The following is a 25,821-nucleotide window of genomic DNA, read 5'->3' as shown; positions in this document are numbered from 1 at the left end:
ATGAATGACTGACAAGACTCTCCGCCGTACATGTGCCGCGCTCACTGCTGCAGGGCTTCTTCTTGGAGTGGCAGCCTGCTCCTCGGACGATGCAGACTCGGAAGGTGCCACGAGCAGTGAAAGCAGTGGTGACACGTCCGGTAGTGCGGTGTCGGATGATCCGGCCGACATGATCCTGACGGACTCTGACACCCCCGCCGGCTACGAGTGGAACAATGTCGCCGATGTCCTCGAAGACGGGGAAGAGGCTACCGCCGATGAGCTCCGGAACATTGCAGGGTCGACCAGAACTGAGCCGGAACAGTGTGGTTCACTGGCTCCTCGCGCAGTGAGTATTCTCGCGACACTTCAGGACAATCCTGACACCGCCGCTGCAGTCGAGTTCTTGCCACAGGATGAGAACGATCCCGGCGTGATCAATGCGATGATCTCCACCGACCCGGAGAACACCGGTATGGCGCTGCCGGATGACCTTTCTGAATGTGCGTCTTTCACACAGAGTTCCGAGATGGACCCGGACAGTCCTGCGGTGAACTACCAGACCGAAGTCTCTGATGCTGACGTTCTCGGGGCGGAGGATGTCCATGTGATCACCGTGGTCAACGATTCCGATTCCCCGAGCGGCGACAACCCGGCGTCAGTCGTCGTGGGTCGAGTCGATGATGTGGTGTTCAGGATCAACGCCAGTGGTGTCGAAGAACCGCAGCTTCTCCTGGATCTCGTGGACCGACAGGTCGACAGGATTCGTGGTACTGACCCGGATGAGCGCTGATGCCTGAAGGTCATGTGATCCATCGCCTCGCCCGTGAGCTGAACACACAGTTCGCCGGGGCACCGGTCAAGGTTTCGTCGCCGCAGGGACGCTTCGCAACCGAGGCCGCGTCGCTGGACGGCCGGGACTTCGCCGGCGCCGAAGCCTGGGGAAAGCACCTCTTCCTGCACTTCGGTGACGCAACCGCGCCGGACGCACGGATCATCCACATCCATCTCGGTCTCATCGGTACGTTCACGCTGGAGCCGTTCGCGGAACCCCGTGGTCAGGTGCGTCTCCGGATCGACAACGGAGACGTCGCAGCCGATCTACGCGGACCGCAGCGGTGTGTCGTCATCGGCCCGTCCGAGGAGGACACGGCGTTGGGGAAGCTGGGCGTCGACCCCCTGCGTCCCGTCGGCGGACCGTCGGAGGACGGGATTCTCAACGAGGAGAAACGGGAGCGGGCATTCACCCGGACCCGCCGGTCATCGAAGCCGATCGGCGCGTTGTTGATGGACCAGTCGATGTACGCCGGCGTCGGCAGCATCTACCGCACCGAGGCACTGTTCCGCGCCGGTATCACCCCGAACCTTCCGGGAACGTCGCTGACGGAGGGAGAGCTGGGGGACATCTGGGACGACATGGTCGTGCTCATGGACTACGGCCTGGAACACGGTCGGATTGATACGGTCCGTGACGAGCACACTCCCGAAGCGATGGGACGCGATCCACGTAAGGATGACCACGGCGGTGAAGTGTACGTGTACCGACGTGCCGGACTTCCCTGCCTGGTGTGTGGGACTCCCGTTGAGCTGGGGGAGATGGCCGCACGCAAGATCTACTGGTGCCCGGTGTGTCAGGCGGGGCGCTGAGGCACGTTAGGGTTGCGGCATGACGATCGAGATTCCGGGACACGGCCAGTTCAGTGACAGTGACGACGAGTGGACGGCGACGCTGAGCGTTGACGTGGTGGGCGATGACGTGGAGTTCACCGTCATCCACGACGACGAGGACGTCGACATTGACGAGGTCGCGACGTGTCTGTCGAACTACCGGTCTCTGCCAGAGTCGGCACTCAAGGCCGCCACCTCCCAGGTCTTCGCCTACTACCGGGAGGCAACGGAAGAGTTCTCTGCCGAGGAGCGCGAGGACTACGGTATTCCGGAGATCACCGAGCCGGCTGACGTCTGGAACTTCGTGACCCTCGGGGCCTCGGCGACCGTCGAGTTGGACGACGAGACTGACGAATGGTTCATCATCACCGAGAACGAGTGTGACTGGGAACCGGAGCACGGCCTTCAGATCGTGTTGCGTAACGGTGAAGCGGTCACCCGAGTCAGCGAGTATGACGGTTTCATCCGGGACTGATACGGGGAGTGATCCCGAGGAAAGTCACTCACCGTCGACGTCGAAGATTTCAGCCACATCGGTGAGGATGTGATCTGCCCCGATCGGGCTGACCGAGGTCATCCAGGTCCCTTCGTCCACGTCGACCTTGCGTCCGTCGAAGGCGGTCCATGTCGCGGTGCCGAGCACGGCGTCCGAGATGGCGGCCCACTCTTTCGCCTTGGCGGTGCCTTCTTCGGGAACAGACACAAGGATCAGGTCAGCATCCGCCTCGTCGAGATTTTCCCGGGAAACCACATACATTCCGAAATCCTGCCCCGGGTACCCGGACTCCTGGTTCTTGGGACGCGGCAGACCTGCCATCGCGAGCACAGAACCAGAGAACGTGTCTTCTCCGTACAGCCTGATCGTATTCTCGTCCTTGATCCGTACGACGCTGACATCCGGTACATCGTCCGGGCCCTCGTCCCGAATCCGGTCGCCGATGCGGCCGGCGCGGTCGCGGATCGCGGTGAGTCGGCCTTCGGCCTGCTCTTTCTTCCCCAGCGCCTCGCCGGTCAACAGGTAGTTCTCCTGCCAGGTGTCCCCGGTGTCTTCGCTGAACACGGTGGGGGCGATCTCCGTGAGCTGGTCGTAGTACTGCTTGTGCCGCACGTCGGAGGACAGGATCAGATCAGGTTGCAGAGCCGCGATCTTCTCCAGCTGCGGTTCCGCGATGTTCCCCACAGATTCGACATCCGCGGCGCGTTCTGCCTGGTCGTCGTCAAGGTAGGTCGGGACCAGTTCGGCGCCGATATCGGAGACGCCGACGACGGTGCCGCCCAGGTCCACCGCGTAGTCAAGGAATGCGTTGTCGAGGGCGATGATGCGTTGGGGCGCTTCGGGGATCTCGGTGGATCCGCGATGGTGGTTCACGGTCAGCGGAAACGCCTGTGACGTGGTTGCTGAATCCGGTGAATCGGACGCGGTGTCGTCTCCGGATCCAGAGGAGCAGGAGCTGAGGGACAAGCCGACGGCGACCGCCGGCACCAGGACCGCGCCGACTGCGCGAAGAAGTTTCATGGAGTTAGGATAGCGTGGCTTTCCCTGCCAGCGCGTGCTGAATCGTTCGAGGTCCTCGACGCGGTCACCGATGATCGCGAACCAGTCGTGACTACCAGGGCCGGGCACCAGCCTTGCACAGTAGTCACTGTGGCAATTGGTTATGGGATACTGGTTGCCGTGGCTGACAAAAAGAAAATCTCGAATGTCCTGGCGAACCGCTACGCCTCCGCTGAACTCACTGCTATCTGGAGCCCTGAGGACAAGATCCTCATGGAGCGCCGCCTGTGGATCGCGGTGATGAAGGCGCAGAAGAACCTGGGCATCGATATCGCCGGTGTGGCGATCGCCGACTACGAGCGTGTCATCGACACCATCGACCTCGACTCGATCGCGGAGCGTGAAAAGGTCACCCGGCATGACGTGAAGGCGCGCATCGAGGAGTTCAATGCGCTGGCGGGCCACGAGGACATCCACAAAGGGATGACCAGCCGGGATCTGACCGAGAACGTGGAGCAGCTGCAGATCCACCGGTCGCTGACCATCGCCCGTGACAAGGCCGTCGCCGTCCTCGCCCAGATCGGGCGCCATGCCGCGGAGTACAAGTCCCTGGTGATGGCAGGACGGTCGCACAACGTCGCGGCACAGGCGACGACCCTGGGCAAGCGTTTTGCTTCCGCGGCGGATGAACTCATGGTGGGGATCGAGCGTATCGAAAACCTGCTGGACCGTTACCCGCTGCGAGGGATCAAGGGGCCGATGGGCACCAGCCAGGACATGCTCGACCTGCTGGGGGGTGACGCGAAGAAGTTGGCCGCCCTCGAGCAGATCATCGCCGATGAACTCGGCTTCGCCAGAATATTCGACTCCGTCGGACAGGTTTACCCGCGCTCACTCGACTTCGATGCCCTCTCTGCTCTGGTGGAACTGGGTGCGGCGATGTCATCATTGTCGATGACCATCCGCCTGATGGCGGGGAACGAGACCGTGACCGAGGGGTTCAAGGAGGGGCAGGTCGGCTCGTCCGCTATGCCGCACAAGATGAACGCGCGGTCCTGCGAGCGTGTCGGGGGCATGCAGATCATCCTGCGCGGTTACATGACCATGGCCTCTGACCTCGCCGGATCACAGTGGAATGAGGGTGACGTCTTCTGCTCGGTGGTGCGCCGTGTCGCTCTCCCCGACGCGTTCTTCGCCTTCGACGGCATGTGTGAGACGTTCCTCACCGTCCTCGACGAGTTCGGCGCGTTCCCGGCGATGATCGACCGGGAGCTTGAACGCTACCTCCCGTTCCTCGCCACCACCCGTATCCTCATGGCGGCGGTCCGCGCCGGAGTGGGACGGGAGACGGCACACGAGGTCATCAAGGAGAACGCGGTTGCCGTGGCGCTCAATATGCGGGAGAACGGTGCGGACCAGGACCTCGTCCAGCGTCTGGCGGCCGATGAGCGGCTTCCGCTCGACGAAGACGCGCTGAGCAATGCGCTCGCCGACCGTCACGCGTTCATCGGTGCGGCCGAAGACCAGGTCGACCGGGTCCTTGCCCGGATCAACGCGCTGGTCTCCGCCCACCCGGAGGCCGCGTTCTACCGGCCGGACGACATCCTCTAGAACGCGAGAACATCCAGGAGCAGCCAGATCCCGAACCCGGTCAGGAGGACTCCGGAGACCCCTGTCACTGCGGTGTTCAGTCGAGGCCGACCCAGCAGCAGTGACCGGGCGAAAAGAGCGACACCGAAGTAGATTACGACGACCTCGAGGATGAAGATGCTGCCGAGGAGTCCGGTCTGGGCGGTTGAGCTCCATCCGTCGGGGGTCAGGTACTGCGGCAGGAGGACGAGCAGCATCAGCATCGCTTTCGGGTTGATGCCGCTGACACCCATACCCCGCAGGTAAAGGCGCAGTCCGTCGTTGCCGTCCGCGGGTGATCCCTCGTCGGTGAGGAGTAGGGTCCCGTCGGCGCCCCGCAGGTTTCGCAGGGTGCTCACCCCCAGGTATGTGATGTAACAGGCGCCGACGAGCGTCACCACCGTGAGGACGTCCGGGTGCGACGAGACCAGGGCGCCGACGCCCACTGCGACGGCGGCGACGAGCACGACGTATCCGCTGGCGAGTCCGAGAACGGGAGGGACGACGGACCGGCTGCGGGTGCCTGTGCTGATGACGTAGGCCCAGTCCGCGCCGGGGACCAGAGTCAGTAGTGCGGCCGTGACTGCGAACTGCAGGACCAGAGTAGCTTCCATAACATGAAAGCTTATTGCAGGTAGTGGGGAATGTGTTTCGAAGTTTCGGCGTCTATCCGGGCATGTGTGGGAAGATATCTTCCATGGATGCGATTGACCGGAAAATAGTATCACTGCTCCAGGAGGATGGACGGATGAGCGTCACGGACCTTGCCGACCAGGCGCGGTTGAGTGTGTCGACATGTCACCGTCGGCTCCGTGATCTCGAGAACACGGGGGTGATCCGCGGGTACCATGCCGCGGTGGATCCCGAGGCGCTCGGTCTCACCTTCGAGGCGCTGGTCATGGTGACCATGGGCAGAACTGACCAGGCCACCGTCGCCGCGTTTGAGGACGCTGTCGAAGCAGAGCCGGCCATCGTCTCGGCAGAGCGGCTCTTCGGGGAGACGGACTATATCCTGCGGACACTGACCCGCGATATGGCCGGCTACCAGGAACTCTACGATTCCGTGCTCGGCACTTTGCCAGGGGTGGAGCGGTTGAACTCCACCATGGTGATGAAACGGGTCGTGGACGGGTCCAGAGGGCCTGTCGTCTAGAGCGTGTCGCCTTCAAAGGTGTGGGCCAGGCGCCGACGCTGCGGACACTGCCGGCGACACCGACTGCCCAGCGGTGGAAATAGTTCTAGCCCCGTGCACACATCCGGTGAGGATGCGTGCACGGGGCTAGAACTATTTCGGAGGAGACCTTTCAGGGGAATGCTGTGAACTCCAGCAGCGGTCTCGCTACTCCACGACTGCTTACTCCACGACTGCTTACTCCACGACGGCGAGGAGGTCGCCGCCTTCAACCTTCGTTGGTTGGCTCATCACCACCCGGGCGATCCTGCCGGCGACCGGGGCGGTGATTGACGCCTCCATCTTCATCGCCTCGATCACCGCCACCGCATCACCGGCAGCGACCGTGTCACCCACCTTGGCGGTGACCGTGACGGCCCCGGCGAATGGTGCGGCGACGTGACCGGCCAGGGACGGGTCTGCCTTCTCGGCGGCTGCGGTGACCGACTCCACCGACCGGTCCCGCACCCGCATCGGGCGGATCTGGCCGTTGACGTTCATCACGACCTGGCGCATGCCCTTCTCGTCGGGTTCACCGACGGCATCCAGGCGGACCACCATCGGAGGGTTGCCCTTGATCCGCACCACCGTCTCCTCACCCTCCTCGAGGCCGTAGAAGAACTGCCGGTCCGACAGGATCGACACGTCACCGAAGTTGCGCTTGTGCTCGGCGAAGCCCTCCGACTCCTTCGGGAACAGCAGGCGGCTCAGCGAGGCCCGGCGCTCCTCGGAGGAGTCACCGTTCAGGTGATCCTCCTCCTCAGCCGGGACCTCGGTGACACGGGAGGCGGTGGATGCGCGGCCCTCTAGGGCCTTCGTACGCAGCGGCTCCGGCCAGCCACCGGGCGGCGTGCCCAACTCACCGCGCAGGAAGGCGATCACACTGGCAGGGATGTCGTACTTCTGCGGGTCTGCGGCGAACTCCTCGACCGTCACACCGGCACCGACGAGGTGTAGCGCGAGATCGCCGACGACCTTGGAGGACGGGGTGACCTTGGTCGGACGACCGAGCAGCTTGTTGACACCGGCGTAGGCGTCCTCGATGAGCTCGAAACGGTCTCCGAGGCCGAGAGCGGTGGCCTGGGTCCGCAGGTTGGACAGCTGACCACCGGGGATCTCGTGGGTGTAGACCCGGCCCGTCGGACCGGCGAGGCCGGACTCGAACGGGCTGTAGAGGGAGCGGACGGCCTCCCAGTACGGCTCCAGGGAGTTCACCGCGTCCAGCGAGATGCCGGTGTCCCGGTCGGTGTGGGCGAAGGCGGCGACGATCGCGGACAGCGACGGCTGGGAGGTGGTCCCTGCCATCGACGCGGCAGCACCGTCCACCGCATCCGCGCCGGCGTCCGCCGCGGCGAGGTAGGTGGCGAGCTGGCCGCCGGCGGTGTCGTGGGTGTGTACGTGCACGGGCAGGTCGAAGTTGGACCGGAGTGCGGACACGAGGGTGGACGCAGCCTGCGGGCGGAGCAGTCCGGCCATGTCCTTGATTGCCAGGACGTGGGCGCCGGACTCGACGATCTGCTCGGCCAGATGCAGGTAGTAGTCGAGGGTGTAGAGGTCTTCGGCAGGGTTCGAGAGGTCACCAGCGTAGGCCATCGCAACCTCGGCGACACCCGTGCCCGTCTCCAGGACCGCGTCGACGGCGGTGCGCATCTGGTCGATGTCGTTGAGGGCGTCGAAGATGCGGAAGATGTCCACACCACTCTTCGCGGCCTCGGTGACGAAGGACCTGCAGACCACGTCCGGGTACGGGGTGTACCCGACGGTGTTGCGGCCGCGCAACAGCATCTGGATGTTGGTGTTCGGCATCGCCTCGCGTAGCTGGTCCAGCCGCTCCCACGGGTCCTCGTGGAGGAACTGCAGTGCGACGTCGTAGGTTGCACCGCCCCAGGCCTCGACGGAGAGCAGCTCCGGGGTGAGCCGGGCGACGGCCTCCGCCGCGGAGACCAGGGAGGTGGTGCGCACGCGGGTGGCGAGCAGGGACTGGTGGGCGTCACGGAAGGTGGTGTCCGTGACAGCCAGGGGCTTCTGTGCGCGCAGCTGCCGGGCGAACTCCGCCGGACCAACTTCGAGGAGCCGGTCGCGGGTGCCGAGCGGCACCGGCGGCGCCATGACGCCCTCGCCAGCGGACTTCGCGTCGCGCTGGGCGACGACGGCCGGCAGCTTACGGCGCGGGACGATGTCCGTCGGGCGCCCGCTGTTGGGCCGGTTGACGGTCACGTCGGCCAGGTAGTCGAGCAGTCGGCCCGGCTCATCATCGGCCGGCGGGGCCTGCAGCAGCCACGGGTGGTCGGCGATGAAGGAGGTGGAGATGCGCTTGTTCTGGAAGTCGTCCTCACGCAGCAGCGCTCGCAGGAAACCGATGTTGGTGGCGACACCGGAGACGGTGAACTCGTTGAGGGCGCGCTGGGCACGGGTGACCGCCTGGGCGAAGTCCGCACCACGGCAGGTCATCTTCACCAGCATCGAGTCGAAGTGAGCGGTGATCTCGCCACCGAGGGACGCGGCGCCGTCGAGGCGCACACCCGCTCCACCCGGGGAGCGGTACGCGGTGATGGTGCCGGTGTCCGGGCGGAAACCGTTGTTCGGGTCCTCGGTGGTGATACGGGTCTGCAGGGCGGCGCCACGCAGCTGGACGCTGTCCTGGCTCAGGCCCAGATCCTCGAGGGACGCGCCCGCGAGGATGTTCATCTGCGACTTCACCAGGTCGATGGAGGTGACCTCCTCGGTCACCGTGTGCTCGACCTGGATGCGCGGGTTCATCTCGATGAAGACGTGGTTCTCGTTCTCGTCGACGAGGAACTCCACGGTGCCGGCACCGTAGTAGTTGATCGACTTGCAGAACGTCACCGCGTCCGCGCAGATCCGGTCGCGCAGTTCCTCGGAGATGTGCTGGGCCGGGGCGATCTCCACGACCTTCTGGTGACGACGTTGAAGGGAACAGTCACGCTCGAAGAGGTGGATGATGTCGCCCTGGGTGTCGCCGAGGATCTGCACCTCGATGTGCTGCGGGTTGATCACCGCACGTTCGATGTAGACACGACCGTCACCGAAAGCCGCGGCGGCCTCACGGGACGCCTCGGCGGCCTTCTCTGCCAGTTCGTCGGGGGAACCGACGAAGCGCATGCCGCGTCCTCCGCCACCCGCGACAGCCTTGACGAACAGCGGGTAGGTGCGTCCTTCTGCGAAGGAGACGAGCTCGTCGATGTCCTCGCTAGGGGCTGAATCGTCGAGGATCGGGAGTCCGGCCCGGCGGGCCGCCTCGACCGCGGCGGACTTGTCGCCGGTGAGGTCCAGGGTCTCCGGGGATGGGCCGATGAAGGTGATGCCGTTCTCGGCGCACCTGCGGGCGAGTTCCGCATTCTCCGAGAGGAAGCCGTAACCGGGGTAGACGGCGTCAGCCCCGGTCTGCTTTGCGGCGCGGATGATCTCGTCGATGTTGAGGTATGCCTTGACGGGCGAACCCTCGGTGCCGATGCGTACCGCCTCATCGGCGAAGGAGCGGTGGAAGGAGTTGCGGTCTTCGCGGGGGTAGACCGCGACGGTGGATGCCCCGGTTTCGTAGGCGGCGCGGAAGGCACGCACCGCGATTTCGCCGCGGTTGGCGACGAGGATCTTGGAGAACGCGGGTGGTGTCGTGGTGCCGGCGGGTGTGGTGGTGCCGGTGTGGTTCGCAGGGTCAGCCATGTAAGGCGTCCTTTCCGGGTGCAGGTGGGTTCAATCGGAGCTGTGTGGTCAGACCAGCCTTAAAGAATACTGGTGATCTACGCCACTGTCGAGAAGGGGATGCGGATGGCAACGCACCCGTGCCGACGGTGGTGACCGTCAGCACGGGTGCGTGCAAGAAAACGGGTGCAGGGGAGCCCGGGTACCCGTCAGCGTCCGATGTTCTCCTCGACGACCCGCTGGTCTTCGCCGTTGTAGGCGCTGAGCGGGCGGATCAGTGCATTGGACTCGTTCTGCTCTACGATGTGGGCCGTCCATCCGACAACGCGGGCCATCACGAAGATCGGTGTGAAGAAGGGGATGTCGATACCGAGCATGTAGTACGTCGGGCCGGCGGGGAAGTCCAGGTTCGGCAGGATGCCGGTACGCTTTTCCATCGCAGCCTGCATGTTGTCGTACATCTGGACCCACTTGTCACCGTCGTGGTTGGCGGCGGTGCGGCGCATCGCCTTCTCCATCGACGGAACCCGCGAATCGCCCTTCTTGTACACACGGTGGCCGAAGCCCATGATCTTCTGCTTGTTGTCGGCCTTGTCCAGGACCCATTGTTCGGCCTTGGCGGGATCATCGACCTCGAGGAAGTTGTGCATCACGGCCTCATTGGCGCCGCCGTGCAACGCACCCTTCAGCGCACCGATGGCACCGGTGACCGCCGAGTAGACGTCTGACGTCGTCGAGGTGATTACGCGACCGGTGAACGTGGAGGCGTTGAACGAATGCTCCGCGTACAGGATCAGCGACTGGTCGAACGCCTTGACGTCGTCCATGTTGTTCGCGGGTGAGTCCGGTCCGTCACCGAAACACATGTACAGGAAGTTCGATGCGATGTCCCGGGTGCGTGACGGCGGGATGAACTCCAGGTTGTGCCGACGACGCATGTCGTAGGCGATGATCGCCGGCAGCTTGGCCAGCAGGCTCAGTCCCGTCCGGCGCACCGTGTCCGAGCCGTTGTCCTCGTTGGTGACGTCCTGGGTGCCCAGCCAGCTCACGGCCGTGCGGACCACGTCCATCGGGTGGGCGGTCTTGGGTAACGAGGCGATCAGATCCAGTAGTCCACGGGTGACCGGGCGCAGCGCACGCTCGCGCTGGCCGAACTCCTGGAACTCGCGCCAGGTGGGCAGTTCGCCGTTCCAGAGCAGGTAGGCGACATCCTCGAAGCTGCAGTGCTCCACAAGCTCCTGAACGGGGTAACCGCGGTAGGTCAGGGAGTTGGTCTCCGGGTTGACCTTGGACACGGCAGTGTAGTCGACGACGACGCCGTTGAGGCCCTTGCGGATCTCTGTGTTGTTCTCGCTCATCAGGAAAGTCCTTTCAGTTGGTGGTGACAACCGTGTGGTGGTGTCGGGTGGTGGTGCCGGTCGGAGCTAGTTGTCGTCCGGTCTGGTGTAGGTGAAGACATCTGTGTCGAAGGCGTTGTACTCGCTGTAACGCAGCAGTTCATACAATCGGGAACGGTGCTGCATGCGGTCGATCCAACCGGTCTGGGTGCCGGTCTCGGCGATGTCGCTCAGCGCTGCCTCGACCTGACCCATCGCGATCCGCAGGGTGGTCACGGGGTAGATCACCGCGTTGTAGCCGATGTCCTGCAGCGTGCTCGCGCTGAGCAGCTCGGTTTTCCCGAACTCGGTCATATTCGCCAGCAGGGGAGTGTCGACCGCTGCACGGAACTTCTCGAAGTCCGCAGGGGTGTGCAGTGCCTCGGTGAAGATCAGGTCGGCCCCGGCATCGGCGTAGGCCTTCGCCCGTTCGATGGCGGAGTCGATGCCTTCGACTGCGGCAGCGTCGGTACGGGCACAGATCACGAAAGAATCGTCGCGACGTTCGTTGACGGCGGCAGTGATCCTGCGCAGCATCAACTCGGTCGGGACGACCTCCTTGCCGTCGAGATGGCCGCACCGCTTCGGGTTGACCTGGTCTTCGAGGTGGCACCCCGCAACACCGGCGTCTTCCAGCTCGCTGACCGTCCGGGCAGCGGACATGGGTTCACCGAACCCGGTGTCTGCGTCGACCAGGACGGGCAGGTCCGTGGCGCGGGCGATCTGCCGGGAGCGTCCCGCCACCTCGGTGAGAGTGGTCAGTCCGATGTCCGGAAGTGCAAGGTCCGCTGCGACGACTGCACCTGAGACGTAGACGCCGTCCAGTCCGGCTTCCTGGATGGCCCGGGCCACCAGGGGTGAAAAAGCACCGGGCAACCGCTGAATCGTCCCGGACGTCAATGCCTTGCGGAACGCTGTACGACGGTCGGTGGGGGTGACGTTGCTTGAGAACAGGCCGGGCATCTAGAACAGCCCCTCGGTGATCTTCGGCGCGCGTGCCAGCGCATCCTGGGAGAACGTGACGGTCAGCTGGTTGAGGTCGCCGGCACCGAGCTCCAGAGTGTTGGTGGCGGCTTCGAGGAAGCGGTCCTGCTCCTTGTCATCGACCAGACCTTCGGCCAGAGTGCGGAACTTGCCGATGTACTGCTCACGGGTGAAGGGATGCGCTCCCAGCGGGTGGGCGTCGGCGACGGCCAGCTCGTCCTCCAGGACCGTCCCGTCGGTGAGGGTGATGACGGCACGCGCGCCGAAAGCCTTCTCATTCGGGTCGGTGGAGTGGTAGCGGCGGGTCCACTCCGGGTCCTCGACGGTGCTGATCTTGTTCCACAGCTCGATGGTCTCGCCACGGTGCGCCCGTTCCGGGGAGTAGCTGCGCTCGTGGTGCCACTCACCGTCCTGGAGGGCGACGGCGAAGATGTACATCACGGAGTGGTCGAGCGTCTCCCGGGAGGCGTCCGGGTCGAACTTCTGCGGGTCGTTCGCACCGGTGCCGATGACGTAGTGGGTGTGGTGGCTGGTGTGCAGGACGATGGACTCGATCTGCGACAGGTCCTGTCCCTGGTCGCGGAGCTGCTGGCCCATACGCCGTGCCAGGTCGATCGGGGCCTGGGACTGGTACTCCGCGGAGTGCTCCTTGGTGTAGGTGTCCAGGATGCCGCGCTTCTCCTCTCCGGGGGCGGGCAGGGGCACCGTGTAGTTGGCGTCCTTGCCGTCCAGCATCCAGGCGATGACCCCGTCCTCGCCTTCCCAGATCGGGGACGGTGCACCCTCGCCGCGCATCGCACGGTCGACCGACTCGATGGCCATCTTGCCGGCGAAGGCCGGTGCGAATGCCTTCCAGGAGCTGATCAGGCCCTTCCGGGACTGACGGGTGGCGGTCGTGGTGTGCAGCGCCTGGCCGATGGCCTGGTAGATGGTCTCGGTGTCGAGCTTGAGCAGCGTGCCGATGCCGGCAGCGACCGACGGGCCGAGGTGAGCGACGTGGTCGATCTTGTGCTCGTGCAGGCAGATGCCCTTGACCAGGTCGACCTGGATCTCGTAGCCGGTGACGATGCCCCGGACGAGCTCGGCGCCGGACAGTCCCTTGTGCTGGGCGGTGGCCAGGATCGGCGGGATGTTGTCACCCGGGTGGGAATACTCGGCAGCCAGGAAGGTGTCGTGGAAGTCGAGTTCGCGCACGGCGGTGCCGTTGGCCAGGGCAGCCCACTCCGGCGAGTACGTGCCGGGAACACCGAAGACCGTCGAACCGGGGGAGTACGGGTGGCTCAGCGCCTGGGAGCGGGCCGTCGACGGCGGACGGCGCAGCACGGACGCGACCGCCACCGAGGCGTTGTCGATGATGCGGTTTACCGCCATGTCGGCGGAATCCTGCGGGACGGCCACCGGATCGGCCGCGACTTCGGCGACCTTCCAGGCCAGGTGCTCCTTCTTCGGGAACTCTTCAGCAGAAGGGTGAACGCGAACGGTGTGCTTCTCCACGGGGTGGAACTCCTAGAGGCTCGGGTGCTCGGGGTGCGTAACCGTGTCAGCGGCCCCAGGCGGCGCTGCGACTGTACTGTGACTGCTGACACATGCTTTCAGCGTCCACTATGCCATCGGCGTCCGGGGTGATGGTTCTGTTTCGGAAACGGTGGTCGGCGTGAGTGTCCGCCGTCACCCCCGGCGTCGTCCGGTACCTCATTTGATGCCGGGACGCCCGGGGGTGGGGGCGATACACTGGCCCCATGCCCTATCCGTCTCCACTTCCGGTACGCAGGGTCGAGGAACTGGCCGTCTATCCGGCGGACCGCAGCGCCTGGCCCGCCACGGTCCCCGCTGTTAAAGACGTGCTTGACAACGGTATCGACCTGTCGCGACTAGCCGTGCTGGTCGGCGAGAACGGATCAGGGAAGTCGACGCTCGTCGAGGCGATCGCGGAGGCATACGGGCTCAACCCGGAGGGTGGCACGCGCAACGCGATGCACTCGACCCAGCGGACAGAATCCGGCCTCGCGGACAACCTGAAGCTGATCCGTGCCGGAGGTGCCTCGAGGAAAGGCGTGTTCCTCCGTGCCGAGACCATGCACAGCCACTTTGCCTACCTGGATGGAATCGGCAGTGTGGGTCGCCACAATTTCCAGAGCCACGGAGAATCGTTCATCGAGTTCTTCACTGATAGGGCAGGTATCAGGGGGCTCTGGATTTTCGACGAGGCCGAGTCAGCCCTGTCGTTCAACGGTTGCCTGCTGCTGCTGGCTCAGATTGCACAACTCGTTGAGCGTGGCTCGCAGGTCATCCTGTCCACCCATTCGCCCCTTCTTGCCTCGGCACCGGGGGCAGACATTCTCGAACTGGACGACAGCGGGATTCACCGGAAAGACTATGACGACCTGACTCTCGTGCAGAACTGGCGCCGGTTCCTCGGTGAGCCGGAGACCTTTCTCCGTCACCTCTTCTGATCTGGCGACATAGGTGGTGCCGGGTAAATCGGGCCGGACGGCTCATCTCAGGGTTGGGAACGTCGCCCCTATACTCCCCGAAGAACTCGTGTTCATCCTCGGTTTCCGCGCTCTGTTCGGCATTCCGGTGCGGGGAGTCCTCGCGTGGGGAATCTGGGTGGTCTACGACAATGAACGGGAGGAACCGCCAGCCGGCCGGGGCGTCACAGGGTGAGGGGCTTGAGTACGTGTTCCTGCTCCTGGGCGCTGTTCCTGCCCTGGGATTGACTGCTCTCGCGGTGGTCTGGACCCGTGTCCGGAGGGATGGCCGGGCCCTGGCGTGCTGAGACCCCGGGGCGTTGGTGGTCTGAAGGCGCGAAAACCACCAATGCCCCGGGGTCTCAGGAGAGGGACCGGGCATGCTTGCCGGTCTACCCCTGGTGCAGGGGAATCGTCCCGCCGGGGATGGAATCGAGCAGTCGGCGCGTGTACTCCTGCTCCGGGTTATCGAAGAGGTCGTCGGTTTCGCCACGCTCCACGATCCGCCCGTGCTGCATCACCAGGGTTTCGTCGGCGATCTGCTTGACCACCGCGAGGTCGTGGGTGATGAACAGGTACGTCAGGTCCATGTCCCGTTGCAGCTGGTTCAGTAGGTCCAGGACCTGGGACTGCACCAGCACGTCGAGCGCGCTGACCGCTTCGTCGAGGATGAGTGCGTCCGGGCCCAGCGCCAGGGCACGGGCGATCGCCACACGCTGGCGCTGCCCCCCGGAGAGCTCTCCGGGGAAGCGTGACATCATCGACTGCGGCATGGCGACCACGTCCAGTAGTTCTCGGACGCGCTTCTCACGGTCGTTTTTCGACCCGACGCCGTGGATCTTCAACGGTTCGGCGATCGTATTGAACACCGAGTACATCGGGTCCACCGAGCCGTAGGGATTCTGGAACACCGGCTGGACCCGGCGGCGGAAGGCGAGTTCCTCCTTCCGGTCCAGGTCGGTGACGTCGGTCCCGTCGAAAGTGACTTTTCCGGACGTGGGTTCCAGAAGACCGAGCACCATCTGCGCGACGGTCGACTTGCCGGAGCCGGACTCGCCGACCAGCGCCAGCGTCCGCCCGCGGCGCAGGAAGAAACTGATGTCGTCTGCTGCGGTGAAATCCTCCTTTCGCCACGGCTTGTCGCCGGGGACCTGGAAGACCTTGGTCAGGTTCTCGACGGTGATCAGCGGGTTGTCGGAAGAGGGTGCGGAACTGTCGGATGCCTCGCCGGTATCGGTGTCTGCCGGTTCCGTCACCTGGACGTCGCTGCGCCTCGCGCCGATGGAGGGGGCAGCGGCGACAAGCTTGCGGGTGTACGGGTGGTGGGGGTCCTGGAGGATTTCGAGCGCAGGTCCGGATTCCACGACATGTCCCTGGCTCATCACCACGATGCGGTCGGCGCGTTCGGCGGCGAGTCCGAGATCGTGGGTGATCAGCAGGACGGCGGTGCCCAGTTCCTCGGTCAGGCTCTGCAGGTGGTCGAGGATCTGGCGCTGGACGGTGACGTCCAGCGCTGAGGTCGGCTCATCAGCGATCAACAGGTCCGGACGCGCGGCAAGCCCGCAGGCGATCAGCGCACGCTGACGCATACCGCCGGAGTACTGGTGCGGGTACTGGCTGATGCGGTGGTCAGCGTCCGAGAGCCCTGCTTCCTCCAGCAGTTCGACGGCACGTTTGTGTGCTGCGGACCCGGTGGCGATGCCGTTGGCCTTCAGCGCTTCCTTGACGTGGTGGCCGATGGTCCAGACCGGATTGAGGTTGCTCATCGGGTCCTGGGGGACCAGGCCGATGCTGTCGCCGCGCAGTCCGGTGAACCGCTTCGATGAAGCGTGGGTGATGTCTTCGCCCTTGAAGGTGATGGCGCCGTCGGTGACGTGTCCTTCGCCGGGCAGCAGGCCCATGATGCTCATGGCGGTAGTGGACTTGCCGGAGCCGGACTCGCCGACGATGGCGACGGTCTCACCGGGCCAGATGTCCAGGTCGATGCCGAAGACGGTGGGTTTCGGGGCTTTCTGCGTGCCGAAGGCGATGTCGACACCGCGCATGGAGAGCAGGGGTGCGTCGGTCATCGGGTGCGCTCCTTCGGGTCGAGGGCGTCCTTGAGGGTGTCGCCCAGCAGGATGAATCCCAGGACGGTGATCGCGAGCGCACCGGCCGGGTAGAAGAGGATCTCCGGCGAGAGCCGCAGGACGTCCTGTGCGGTGGAGATGTCGTTGCCCCACGACACGGTGTCCGGCGGCAGGCCGACACCGAGGTAGGACAGTGTCGCTTCGGCGACGATGTAAATGCCGAGGTTGGTCGTCATCATGACGATGATCGGGGCGAGGCAGTTCGGCAGGATATGTCGGATGAGAATCCTGCCGCGGGTCAGCCCGAGGGCGCGGGACGCCTGGACATACTCGTTGTTCTTGGCCTGCAGCACCGCGCCACGGACCATGCGCGCCATCTGCGGCCAGCCGAACGCGGAGAGCACGAGCACGACGGTCCACACGTTGCGCACGTCGAAGAGCTGCATGAGCACGATCGCGGCGAGCAGCAGCGGCACGGCGAAGAAGATGTCGGTCAGACGGGAGAGGACGGCGTCGATCCAGCCGCCGAAGTAGCCGGCGAGGGCGCCGACCACCACGCCCAGGATCGCGACGACGAGGGTGGTCACCAGGCCGGTGACCACGGATGCCTGGGCACCGTAGATGGTGCGGGCGAAGACGTCGTAGCCCTGCTGGGTGAAGCCGAAGGGGTGGCCGTCGCGGGCGGGCTCGAGGGAGTCCTCCAGCGTCGCGGCGGTGGGGTCGGTGGACGTGAACAGACCGGGGAACACGGTGACGAGCAGGACGGCGAGGATGATCACCGTCGAGACCCAGAACATCGGACGGCGGCGCAGGTTGCGCCAGGCGGTGCCCCAGAAGCCTGCGGGGGCGTCCTCGGGAAGGAGCTGGTCGCGGGTGAGGACGTCCTCGGTGACGACGTCGGCGACCCAGCGCTGGTTACGGTTGTGGGTGTCAGGCATATCGGATCCTCGGGTCGAGCAGGGCGTAGAGCAGGTCGATGATGAGGTTGGCCACCACGAAGATGACCACCAGAATCGTCACGACACTGACCACGGTGGGGGCTTCACCGATGCTGACGGACTGGAAGATCAGTCCACCGACACCGTGAATGTTGAAGATGCCCTCGGTCACGATCGCGCCGCCCATCAGTGTGGCGAGGTCGGCGCCGAGGAAGGTGACGACCGGGACCAGTGAGTTGCGCAGGACGTGATCGCGGACGACGACGCCGCGGGAGAGCCCGCGGGCCGAGGCGGTGCGGACGAAGTCGGCGCGCAGGTTCTGTGCCACTTCGGACCGCGTCAACCGTAGGACGTAGGCGAAGGAGACCATACCCAGCACGATGGCGGGTAACAGCAGTCGGCTGAAGGAGCCGTCGGAGCCGACCGTCGGCGGGACAACACCCCATTGGATGCCGAAGAGAAACTGGCCGACGAAGCCGATGACGAAGGTCGGCACGGCGATGATGAACAGGGACACGACCAGCAGAGTCGAGTCGAACCACTTGCCCTTCTTCAGCCCCGCGATCAGGCCGAAGACGATGCCCATCACAGCCTCGATGACCAGAGCCATCAGCGCCAGCCGGATGGTGATCGGGAAGGTCTCGGCGAGGACCTCGGTGACGGCACGGCCGGAGAAGGTTGTGCCCATGTCGCCGGTGAAGAACCCGCCGATGAAGAGCAGGTACTGGACGAGAAAGGGCTTGTCCAGGTTGTAGTCGGCGCGGATCTGGTCGAGGACAGCCGGTTCGGCGGCTTTGTCTCCGGCCAGAGCGAGGACGGGGTCTCCCGGCATGAGGAAGACCATGGCGTAGATGAGGAAGGTCGCTCCGAAGAAGACGGGGATGAGCTGGAGCAGTCGTTTACCGAGGTACCACCACACGGTCACTCACCGTCCTTCGTGATCGCGGTGTAGACGGGCATACCCTGCCAGTTCGTCTCCACGTTGTGCAGGTCAGGGTTCCAGGCGGTGGTCGCAGCGTAGTACCACAGGGGGATCTGCGGCAGGTCCTCCATCAGGACGGCCTGCGCGCCGTCGTAGTAGGCCTGGGCAGCCGCGGAATCGGGAGACGACGATGCCTGTGCGAGCAGGTCGTCGAACTCCGGGTTCGAGTAGTCGCCGTCATTCGACCCACCGCCGGTGCGGTAGTTGGAGACCAGGAAGGACGAGATGGACGGGTAGTCGGCGTTCCATCCGGACCGGAAGGCAGATCCCACGGTGCGGTTGACGATCGCGTCACGCTGGGCCTGGAAGGTGGGGTAGGCCTTACCGGAGGCCTTGATGCCGAGCACCTGGCGGATGCTGTTGGTCACGCCCTCGACCCATTGCTGGTGCCCGCCGTCAGCGTTGTAGGCGATCTGGAACGATTCACCGCTGTAGGGGTTGATCTCGTTGGCCTTCTCCCACAGTTCGCGGGCCTTGTCCGGTTGGAAGGTCAGCACCTCCTTGCCCGGCACATCCGCGATACCGCCTTCGAGGGTGGGAGCGCCGAAGTCCTCGGCGACCTGTCGTCCACCGAAGAAGAGTTTGTCGATGATGAGATCCCGGTCGATGGCCATGGAGATCGCGGCACGACGCAGCCGACCTTCTTCATCCGTCTGGAAACCGGGAAGGTTCTCGGGGATGGTGAAGTTCTGGATAGCCGCATAAGGGGCGTCGTCGTTGCTGTCGGGGAAGTCCACCCGGTAGCTGGGAAGAGCCCTCGGACCGACGTTCTCGCGCATGTGGTCCAGGTCGCCGGACTGCAGGTCAGCGTAGGCGGTGGCTACGTCGGCATAGTGTTTGAAGGCGATACCCGGGTTCTGGGCCTTGTCGTCGCCGGCGTAGTCCGGGTTGGCCTTCAGCTGGATCGATACATTGTGCTGCCAGGCATCGTCTCCGTCGAACATGTAGGGACCGTTTCCGATCGGATGCTGGCCGAAGGCATCTACGTCATCGAAGGCGACCTGGGGCAGCGGGGAGAAGGCGTAGTACCCCAGCTGGGTGGGGAAGGAGGCATCCGGCGCCGACAGATCGACGGTGAATTCACGGTCGTTGATCTCGGTGAGGCCGGACATCTCCGTCGCAGTGGCGTCTTCGCCGGCGACATCGTCGTAGCCCTCGATGGCGGAGAAGAAGTCCGCGCCGAGCTGGGCGTTGGCCGAGGTTGCACCGAAGTTCCAGGCGTCGATGAAACTGGCGGAAGTGACCGGTTCACCGTTGGTGAAGGTCCAGCCGTCCTTCAGGGTCACGTGGAAGCTGGAGGAGTCGTCGTTCGGTTCGATGTCCTCGGCGACGGCGTTGTACGGCTCGCCGTCGGGGCTGTAGCCGACCAGGCCGGTATACATCGCACGGAGGACTTCACCGCCCTGGACTTCGTTGGTGTTGGTGGTCAGCAGCGGATTCTGTGGTTCGCCGCCGAAGAACGTGATGTAGTCGGACGGGATGTCGTCCCGGTCCGGTACACACGCCGTCGTGGAGAGCAGCAGGGCTAGCCCGGTGAGGGTCGCCGCCAGTGCCCGACGGGGTCGGATTCTCATGGATGGCACTTTCGTGAGGTGTACAGGAAACGTCGAAAATGGAAAGTTTAGTGATTCTTCCCTGTCTCGCATGGTGAAACAGAAAACCCCGTCGGCACCTCTCGCGTGAGGTCTGCGGGGGCACGTGGAGATTGCCGGTCGTGAGGGCTAGACTCTGCAGGCCATGCGACCCGACTTGTCCGACTACACCCATTTCTCCGCGGGAAAGGTCCGCGAGATCTACGAGATCGACGAGGACACCCTGCTCATGGTGGCCACCGACCGGATCTCCGCCTTCGACTTTGTGCTGGAGACCCCGATCCCGGACAAGGGGCGGGTGCTCACCGCGATGAGCGACTTCTTTTTCGGCCGCATTGATTTCCCGAACCACCTTGCCGGCCCCGCCGACGATGAGCGCATCCCGCAGAAGTCCTTGGGGCGGGCGCAGGTGTGCCGCAAACTTGAGATGTTGCCGTTTGAGTGCGTCGTCCGCGGCTACCTCACCGGTTCGGGGCTTGCCGAGTACCGGGAGACCGGGTCGGTGTGCGGCGTGGAACTCCCGGACGGTCTGACTGAGTCGTCCAAACTGCCGGAGCCGATCTTCACCCCCGCAACCAAGGCGGAGATCGGCGATCACGACGAGAACGTCTCTTTCGACGTGGTCGTCGAGGGGCTCGGCCGGGAGCGTGCCGAGGAACTGCGCCACGCCTCGATCGCGATCTATACCCAGGCCGCCGGAATCGCCGCGGAACACGGCATCATCCTGGCTGACACCAAGTTCGAGTTCGGCCTGGACGCGGACGGTAACCTGGTGCTCGGCGACGAGGTGCTGACGCCCGACTCCTCCCGTTACTGGCCGGCTGACTCCTACGAGGAGGGCAAGGTTCAGCCCAGCTTCGACAAGCAGTATGTACGCAACTGGCTGACCGGGCCGAAGTCGGGGTGGGACAAGAATGAGGGCACTCCGCCGCCTGAGCTCCCGGGCCCGGTGGTCGAGGCGACCCGCGAACGCTACGTGGACGCCTACGAGAGAATCTCCGGCCAGCGTTTCGCCGACTGGATCGGCACCTGCACCGACCGGTAACCTGCTCCCTTCCGGTGGGCGCTACGATCGTGTCCCATGGATGCGAACCCACCGGTAGCGAAGAAGAAGCCCGTCACCCGTAGTTTCCATGGGCGTGATGTCGTCGACGACTACGAGTGGTTGCGGGACAAGGACAACTCCGAGGTGCTGGCACACCTCACCGCGGAGAACGCGTACACCGACGCACGGACGGCCCACCTCAAGCCCCTGGAGGACGCGGTCTTCAACGAGGTGAAGTCGAAGATCCAGGAAACCGACCTGTCGGTTCCGGTGCGCTCGGGGCTGTGGTGGTATTTCTCCCGCACCGAGGAGGGGAAGAGTTATCCCACCATGTGCCGGATCCCCGTCGATACCGCCGACGCGGCGGCGTCCTGGACTCCACCCGAGATCGTCCCCGGGGAGCCCGCGGCCCGTGAGCAGGTCATGCTGGACTGCAACGTGCTGGCAGAAGGGGAGGAGTTCTTCAGCCTCGGGGCAGCGAGCGTGACCGTGGACGGCACCTTGTTGGCATACTCGACTGACACTGTCGGCGACGAGCGGTTCACCCTGCGGATCAAGGACCTGGTCAACGGCGTCCTGTTGGAGGATGCCCTGGAAGGCGTCGCTTACGGTGCCACGTGGGTCGGCGACGACTACCTCTTCTACCAGCGGGTCGACGATGCATGGCGTCCCCACGAGATCTGGCGGCACAAGATCGGTACGCCGGAGAGTGAGGACGTGTGTGTCTTCCGTGAGGAGGATGAAGCGTACTGGACCGGTCTCGGAGTGACCCGCTCCGAGCACTTCCTGTTGGTCTCCACTGCCTCGAAGACCACCTCCGAAACCTGGTACCTCGATGTCTCGGAGGAGACAGGCGACCCGGAGGGCGAACTGACCTGTATCCGTCCGCGGGAGAAGGACGTGCAGTACGACGTCGACCATGTCGTGGTCGGCGGGGAGGACGCCTGGCTGGTCGTCCGGGAGGAACTCGACGGCCTGCCCAACGGTGAGGTCGGCCATTGTCCGGTGGGTACGATCGGCAGCTTCGACGACGCGTCCTATGATGTCCTCGTCCCGCACCGTGACGATGTCAGGGTTGAGGGGGTGGACTGCTTCGCCGACCACCTCGTGCTCGCTACCCGGGAGAACGCCATCGAGCAGTTGTCCCTGATGGACGTCTCGGATGCTGCGGGTGGCTGGGGGCGGTTTGAACCGATCGAGTTCGACGAGGAGATCTACTCGGCCGGTACCGTCGGCAACTCCGAGTGGGAGTCCCCAGTCCTGCGCATCAGCTACACCAGTTACGTCACGCCGGCGCAGGTGTGGGAGATCGACCTGCGGACCGGGGAGCGGTTGCTGCGTCGTGAGCAGACGGTGCTCGGTGACTTCGACCGGTCGCGCTACACTGCCTCGCGACGGTGGGTCACTGCGTCCGACGGGGCACGGATCCCGGTGTCCCTGATCCACCGCACCGACGTGGATCCGCTGGCTGAAGGCACTGTGCACCCGGTCCTGCTGTACGGCTACGGCTCGTATGAGGCCAGCATGGACCCGTACTTCTCGGTGTTCCGGCTGTCGATGCTGGACCGTGGTGTGGTGTACGCGGTGGCGCACGTCCGCGGCGGTGGTGAGATGGGGCGTCACTGGTACGAGCAGGGCAAGATGCTGCAGAAGACGAACACCTTCACTGACTTCATCGCCGTGGCCGACGACCTGATCGCTGCGGGGATCACCTCGCCGCAGAAGATGGTGGCGGAAGGCGGTTCCGCTGGTGGCCTGCTTATGGGAGCTGTGGCGAACATGGCCCCGGACCGCTTCGCTGGTATCGAAGCGGTGGTCCCCTTCGTCGACCCGCTCACCAGCATTCTGATGCCGGAGCTCCCGCTGACGGTGACCGAGTGGGAGGAGTGGGGCGATCCGTACCACGATCCGGACGTGTATGACTACATGTCGACCTATGCCCCGTACGAGAACGTGACCGCCCAGGCGTACCCGTCGATTCTGGCGATCAGCGGTCTCAACGACACCCGGGTGCTGTACGTGGAACCGACGAAGTGGATTGCGAAGTTGCGTGAGGTTGCCGGTGATGTCGAGGGCGTCGGCGATTTCCTGCTGAAGACGGACATGACCTCAGGTCACGGAGGAGTATCCGGGCGTTATGAAAAGTGGCGGCAGTCCGCTTTCGAGACCGCGTGGGAGCTTGACCGGATGGGGGCGACGGAGCTGCTGGGTTGAGTACCCTCGGGGGTATTTTGCACCCCTGATCGTGCAGTAAACCAAGTTCACCTGCACTTTCCCGCTTTGTGAGAGGGGGTGTTCAGGCGTAGGTTGCTGTTCCATGACAAACGAACAGGGTCCCGAGGTGACTGCCACCACACAAGGTGCAGACGCCGGGACGAACGCGAAGCCGAAAGACAAGTCTCACTGGCTGTATCTCAGCGTGATCGTCGCTGTGATCGCCGGAATCACCGTCGGGTTGCTCGCTCCTGGGGTCGGAGAAGGCCTCAAACCCCTCGGTACGATGTTCGTGAGCCTGATCAAGATGGTGATCCCACCGATCATCTTCTGCACGATCGTCATCGGTATCGGCCATGTCCGCGAGGCGGCCACCGTCGGTAAGGCCGGCGGTATTGCGTTGGTCTACTTCCTGATCATGTCGACGTTCGCTCTTGGTATCGGGCTCCTCGTCGGGAACTTCATCCAGCCGGGTGAAGGACTGGGGATTTCCGCTGGTAGCGGCGATGTCGATGCAGCTGCAGAGAGTGAAGGTGGCTTCTTCGGCTTCATTCAGAACATCATTCCGGACACGATCGTCTCTGCCTTCACTGATCCCGAACAGGCTGTCCTGCAGACGCTGTTCGTGGCGCTGCTCGTCGGTTTCGCACTGCAGGCGATGCCGAACAAGATCGCCGGCCCCTGCCTGTACGGTATCGAGCTGGCGCAGAAGGTCGTGTTCAAAGTCATGTCCATGATTCTCTGGGTTGCGCCGGTAGGCGCTTTCGGAGCTATGGCCGGTGTCGTGGGAGGCACGGGGATGGACGCTGTCTGGCAGCTCATCACGTTGATGCTCGGCTTCTACATCACGTGTGTGCTTTTTATCGTCCTCGTCCTGGGTACTATTCTCCGTGCCTCGACAGGACTGAGTATCTTCAAGGTCCTGCGCTACCTCGGGCGGGAGTACCTGCTCATCGTCGGCACTTCGTCGTCGGAGTCTGCACTGCCGCAGCTGATGCAGAAGATGGAGTTCGCGGGAGTGGACAAGGCCACCGTCGGTATCGTTGTGCCGACCGGCTATTCCTTCAACCTGGACGGTACCGCCATCTACCTGACCATGGCGTCCATCTTTATCGCTGATGCAATGAACATTTCGATGGGTCTCGGGGAACAGATCGGACTACTCGTGTTCATGATCATCGCCTCCAAGGGTGCTGCTGGTGTGTCCGGAGCCGGTATTGCTGCTCTTGCGGCGGGGCTTCAGGCGCACCGTCCCGAGATGCTCGGCGGGGTCGACATCATCGTCGGTATCGACCGGTTCATGTCCGAGGCACGGTCACTGACGAACTTCACGGGCAACGCCGTGGCGACCCTTCTCGTCGGTAAGTGGACGAAGTCGCTGGACATGGCCCAGGCGAATGCTGTTCTGGATCGGGAGAAGACCTTCGAGTACTCGACCGACGACGAGATCGTCGAGCCCGTCGGTGCCTCTCCTCAGCCTGCAGACCAGAAACCCAGTACGGAACGCTGGCAGCCCTGAGACCGTCGGTTCGCGATGTCCGTGCCACCCGGTATGGTTGTGCCTTGTTCCCCACCTACAGCTAACAGCAAGGAAACAAGAGGAAACTCGTGGCACGTGTCGTAGTCAATGTCATGCCCAAAGCCGAGATCCTGGATCCCCAGGGACAGGCTGTCGTCCGTGCGCTGGGGCGTATCGGCGTCTCCGGCGTCAAGGATGTCCGCCAGGGTAAGCGGTTCGAGCTGGAGGTCGATGACTCCGTCTCTGCCGAGGACCTCGAGCGCGTCGCCTCGACGCTGCTCGCCAACACCGTGATCGAGGACTACGAGGTCGTGTCCACCGAGATCACCGGATCCGCCGGGGCCACCGAGTGACCGCGCGCATCGGTGTCATCACCTTCCCCGGGACGTTGGATGATGTCGACGCCGCACGGGCCGTGCGTATCGCCGGTGCCGAAGCCGTCGAGCTGTGGCACGCGGACGCAGACCTGAAGGACGTCGATGCCGTTGTCGTCCCCGGTGGATTCTCCTATGGGGACTACCTGCGCTCCGGGGCTATCGCCGCCCAGGCGCCCGTGGTGCGTTCCGTGGTCGAGAAGGCTGCCGGTGGAATGCCGGTCCTCGGGATCTGCAACGGATTCCAGATCCTCACCGAGTCGGGTCTGCTGCCTGGTGCGTTGACCCGTAACCAGGGGCTCCACTTCCACTGCACCGATGCGGTGCTGGAGGTCGTGAACGCAGAGACCGCGTGGACCAGCTCACTGCAGACGGGCCAGAAGATCCTCATTCCGTCCAAGCACGGGGAAGGCCGTTTCCAGGCCGCCGCCGACACCGTCGCCGAGCTTGAGGCCGAAGGACGTGTCGTCTTCCGCTACACCGACAACTACAACGGGTCGGTCAATGACATCGCCGGAATCAGCTCCGCCAACGGACGAGTCGTGGGCTTGATGCCGCACCCGGAACACGCCGTCGAGACCCTGACCGGGCCGTCGTTGGACGGCCTGGAGATGTTCCTGTCCGCCGTCGGTTCCGTGGCAGCCTGAGGAGA

At 64.4% G+C, this 25,821-nt stretch carries 21 protein-coding genes; 11 read left to right on the top strand and 10 right to left on the bottom strand.

All coding sequences use genetic code 11. The features are described from left to right. Positions 1 to 4 precede the first annotated feature (4 nt). From CGLY_RS13355 to CGLY_RS13345, 3 genes are read left to right on the top strand one after another with little or no spacing between them, the layout of a single operon-like run. Entirely contained in the window at positions 5 to 772 is a 768-nt protein-coding gene (locus tag CGLY_RS13355) for a hypothetical protein (protein ID WP_144313692.1), read from the top strand. Then, entirely contained in the window at positions 772 to 1,626 is an 855-nt protein-coding gene (locus tag CGLY_RS13350) for an Fpg/Nei family DNA glycosylase (RefSeq protein ID WP_038550069.1), read from the top strand. The genes CGLY_RS13355 and CGLY_RS13350 overlap by 1 nt, the downstream gene beginning before the upstream one ends. 19 nt (positions 1,627 to 1,645) lie before the next feature. Beyond that, complete coding sequence (locus tag CGLY_RS13345) at positions 1,646 to 2,122, top strand: DUF6985 domain-containing protein (RefSeq protein ID WP_038550068.1); 477 nt, start codon at positions 1,646 to 1,648, stop codon at positions 2,120 to 2,122. Positions 2,123 to 2,146: 24 nt separating this feature from the next. On the opposite strand, the gene CGLY_RS13340 is transcribed toward CGLY_RS13345, so the two are convergent. Beyond that, complete coding sequence (locus CGLY_RS13340; RefSeq protein WP_038553072.1) at positions 2,147 to 3,163, bottom strand: ABC transporter substrate-binding protein; 1,017 nt, start codon at positions 3,161 to 3,163, stop codon at positions 2,147 to 2,149. 150 nt (positions 3,164 to 3,313) lie between these two features. Here CGLY_RS13340 and purB point away from each other — a divergent pair, with 150 nt between their 5' ends. After that, complete coding sequence (gene purB / locus CGLY_RS13335) at positions 3,314 to 4,753, top strand: adenylosuccinate lyase (RefSeq protein ID WP_174411446.1); 1,440 nt, start codon at positions 3,314 to 3,316, stop codon at positions 4,751 to 4,753. Here the strand turns inward: purB and CGLY_RS13330 are convergent. Then, positions 4,750 to 5,385, bottom strand: coding sequence for a LysE family translocator (locus CGLY_RS13330; RefSeq protein ID WP_038550066.1), 636 nt, complete (start codon positions 5,383 to 5,385; stop codon positions 4,750 to 4,752). The genes purB and CGLY_RS13330 overlap by 4 nt on opposite strands. A gap of 134 nt (positions 5,386 to 5,519) precedes the next feature. Between CGLY_RS13330 and CGLY_RS13325 the strand changes: the two genes are divergently transcribed. Continuing rightward, positions 5,520 to 5,924, top strand: coding sequence for an Lrp/AsnC family transcriptional regulator (locus CGLY_RS13325; protein WP_320406888.1), 405 nt, complete (start codon positions 5,520 to 5,522; stop codon positions 5,922 to 5,924). Between the two features lie 216 nt (positions 5,925 to 6,140). On the opposite strand, the gene CGLY_RS13320 is transcribed toward CGLY_RS13325, so the two are convergent. The 4 genes from CGLY_RS13320 to prpD all read right to left on the bottom strand — a co-directional run bounded on the left by CGLY_RS13320 (position 6,141) and on the right by prpD (position 13,459). After that, on the bottom strand, positions 6,141 to 9,626 hold the full coding sequence (locus CGLY_RS13320; RefSeq protein ID WP_052540200.1) for a pyruvate carboxylase: 3,486 nt from the start codon (positions 9,624 to 9,626) through the stop codon (positions 6,141 to 6,143). A 188-nt stretch (positions 9,627 to 9,814) separates the two neighbouring features. Next, positions 9,815 to 10,963 (bottom strand): bifunctional 2-methylcitrate synthase/citrate synthase, encoded by a 1,149-nt coding sequence (locus CGLY_RS13315; protein ID WP_038550064.1) that lies wholly within the window; start codon positions 10,961 to 10,963, stop codon positions 9,815 to 9,817. Between the two features lie 66 nt (positions 10,964 to 11,029). Then, positions 11,030 to 11,944 carry a methylisocitrate lyase gene (prpB, locus tag CGLY_RS13310; RefSeq protein WP_038550063.1) on the bottom strand — a complete coding sequence of 305 codons (915 nt, stop codon included), beginning with the start codon at positions 11,942 to 11,944 and terminating at the stop codon, positions 11,030 to 11,032. Continuing rightward, complete coding sequence (gene prpD, locus CGLY_RS13305) at positions 11,945 to 13,459, bottom strand: 2-methylcitrate dehydratase PrpD (protein ID WP_038550062.1); 1,515 nt, start codon at positions 13,457 to 13,459, stop codon at positions 11,945 to 11,947. It lies immediately after the preceding gene. Positions 13,460 to 13,704: 245 nt separating this feature from the next. On the opposite strand from prpD, the gene CGLY_RS13300 reads away from it, so the two are divergent. Continuing rightward, positions 13,705 to 14,418: an AAA family ATPase gene (locus CGLY_RS13300; protein ID WP_038550061.1), complete on the top strand. Its 714-nt coding sequence runs from the start codon at positions 13,705 to 13,707 to the stop codon at positions 14,416 to 14,418. 410 nt (positions 14,419 to 14,828) lie between these two features. On the opposite strand, the gene CGLY_RS13295 is transcribed toward CGLY_RS13300, so the two are convergent. The 4 genes from CGLY_RS13295 to CGLY_RS13280 are packed head-to-tail and all read right to left on the bottom strand — an operon-like array spanning position 14,829 to position 19,999. Beyond that, a complete protein-coding gene (locus tag CGLY_RS13295; RefSeq protein WP_038550060.1) occupies positions 14,829 to 16,505 on the bottom strand; it encodes a dipeptide ABC transporter ATP-binding protein in 1,677 nt (558 codons plus the stop codon). Next, positions 16,502 to 17,443 carry an ABC transporter permease gene (locus CGLY_RS13290; protein ID WP_038550059.1) on the bottom strand — a complete coding sequence of 314 codons (942 nt, stop codon included), beginning with the start codon at positions 17,441 to 17,443 and terminating at the stop codon, positions 16,502 to 16,504. The genes CGLY_RS13295 and CGLY_RS13290 overlap by 4 nt, the downstream gene beginning before the upstream one ends. Further along, positions 17,436 to 18,362 (bottom strand): ABC transporter permease, encoded by a 927-nt coding sequence (locus tag CGLY_RS13285; protein ID WP_038553065.1) that lies wholly within the window; start codon positions 18,360 to 18,362, stop codon positions 17,436 to 17,438. Before CGLY_RS13285 ends, CGLY_RS13290 begins: the two co-directional genes overlap by 8 nt. 2 nt (positions 18,363 to 18,364) lie before the next feature. Beyond that, positions 18,365 to 19,999 (bottom strand): peptide ABC transporter substrate-binding protein, encoded by a 1,635-nt coding sequence (locus tag CGLY_RS13280; protein ID WP_038550058.1) that lies wholly within the window; start codon positions 19,997 to 19,999, stop codon positions 18,365 to 18,367. A 163-nt stretch (positions 20,000 to 20,162) separates the two neighbouring features. Between CGLY_RS13280 and CGLY_RS13275 the strand changes: the two genes are divergently transcribed. The 5 genes from CGLY_RS13275 to purQ all read left to right on the top strand — a co-directional run bounded on the left by CGLY_RS13275 (position 20,163) and on the right by purQ (position 25,816). Continuing rightward, positions 20,163 to 21,062, top strand: a complete 900-nt coding sequence (locus CGLY_RS13275) for a phosphoribosylaminoimidazolesuccinocarboxamide synthase (protein ID WP_038550057.1) — start codon at positions 20,163 to 20,165, stop codon at positions 21,060 to 21,062. Between the two features lie 36 nt (positions 21,063 to 21,098). Further along, complete coding sequence (locus tag CGLY_RS13270; protein ID WP_038550056.1) at positions 21,099 to 23,276, top strand: S9 family peptidase; 2,178 nt, start codon at positions 21,099 to 21,101, stop codon at positions 23,274 to 23,276. Positions 23,277 to 23,379: 103 nt separating this feature from the next. Beyond that, a complete protein-coding gene (locus tag CGLY_RS13265) occupies positions 23,380 to 24,795 on the top strand; it encodes a cation:dicarboxylate symporter family transporter (protein WP_038550055.1) in 1,416 nt (471 codons plus the stop codon). Between the two features lie 89 nt (positions 24,796 to 24,884). Further along, positions 24,885 to 25,148 carry a phosphoribosylformylglycinamidine synthase subunit PurS gene (gene purS / locus CGLY_RS13260; protein WP_038550054.1) on the top strand — a complete coding sequence of 88 codons (264 nt, stop codon included), beginning with the start codon at positions 24,885 to 24,887 and terminating at the stop codon, positions 25,146 to 25,148. After that, complete coding sequence (gene purQ / locus CGLY_RS13255; RefSeq protein WP_038550053.1) at positions 25,145 to 25,816, top strand: phosphoribosylformylglycinamidine synthase subunit PurQ; 672 nt, start codon at positions 25,145 to 25,147, stop codon at positions 25,814 to 25,816. The genes purS and purQ overlap by 4 nt, the downstream gene beginning before the upstream one ends. Positions 25,817 to 25,821: the final 5 nt, after the last annotated feature.

The organism is Corynebacterium glyciniphilum AJ 3170 (assembly GCF_000626675.1).
GTDB lineage: Bacteria > Actinomycetota > Actinomycetes > Mycobacteriales > Mycobacteriaceae > Corynebacterium > Corynebacterium glyciniphilum.
Note: the sequence above shows the minus strand (reverse complement) of the source record. Positions and strands in the feature narration are given on the sequence as shown.

Coding starts and splice junctions, on each gene's coding strand:
- CGLY_RS13300 (WP_038550061.1), top strand. CDS start 13,705: ATGCCCTATCCGTCTCCACTTCCGGTACGCAGGGTCGAGGAACTGGCC.
- CGLY_RS13315 (WP_038550064.1), bottom strand. CDS start 10,963: ATGAGCGAGAACAACACAGAGATCCGCAAGGGCCTCAACGGCGTCGTC.
- CGLY_RS13270 (WP_038550056.1), top strand. CDS start 21,099: ATGGATGCGAACCCACCGGTAGCGAAGAAGAAGCCCGTCACCCGTAGT.
- CGLY_RS13340 (WP_038553072.1), bottom strand. CDS start 3,163: ATGAAACTTCTTCGCGCAGTCGGCGCGGTCCTGGTGCCGGCGGTCGCC.
- CGLY_RS13355 (WP_144313692.1), top strand. CDS start 5: ATGACTGACAAGACTCTCCGCCGTACATGTGCCGCGCTCACTGCTGCA.
- CGLY_RS13325 (WP_320406888.1), top strand. CDS start 5,520: ATGAGCGTCACGGACCTTGCCGACCAGGCGCGGTTGAGTGTGTCGACA.
- CGLY_RS13350 (WP_038550069.1), top strand. CDS start 772: ATGCCTGAAGGTCATGTGATCCATCGCCTCGCCCGTGAGCTGAACACA.
- CGLY_RS13280 (WP_038550058.1), bottom strand. CDS start 19,999: ATGAGAATCCGACCCCGTCGGGCACTGGCGGCGACCCTCACCGGGCTA.
- CGLY_RS13295 (WP_038550060.1), bottom strand. CDS start 16,505: ATGACCGACGCACCCCTGCTCTCCATGCGCGGTGTCGACATCGCCTTC.
- CGLY_RS13265 (WP_038550055.1), top strand. CDS start 23,380: ATGACAAACGAACAGGGTCCCGAGGTGACTGCCACCACACAAGGTGCA.
- CGLY_RS13290 (WP_038550059.1), bottom strand. CDS start 17,443: ATGCCTGACACCCACAACCGTAACCAGCGCTGGGTCGCCGACGTCGTC.
- prpB (WP_038550063.1), bottom strand. CDS start 11,944: ATGCCCGGCCTGTTCTCAAGCAACGTCACCCCCACCGACCGTCGTACA.
- CGLY_RS13275 (WP_038550057.1), top strand. CDS start 20,163: ATGCGACCCGACTTGTCCGACTACACCCATTTCTCCGCGGGAAAGGTC.
- CGLY_RS13320 (WP_052540200.1), bottom strand. CDS start 9,626: ATGGCTGACCCTGCGAACCACACCGGCACCACCACACCCGCCGGCACC.
- CGLY_RS13345 (WP_038550068.1), top strand. CDS start 1,646: ATGACGATCGAGATTCCGGGACACGGCCAGTTCAGTGACAGTGACGAC.
- CGLY_RS13330 (WP_038550066.1), bottom strand. CDS start 5,385: ATGGAAGCTACTCTGGTCCTGCAGTTCGCAGTCACGGCCGCACTACTG.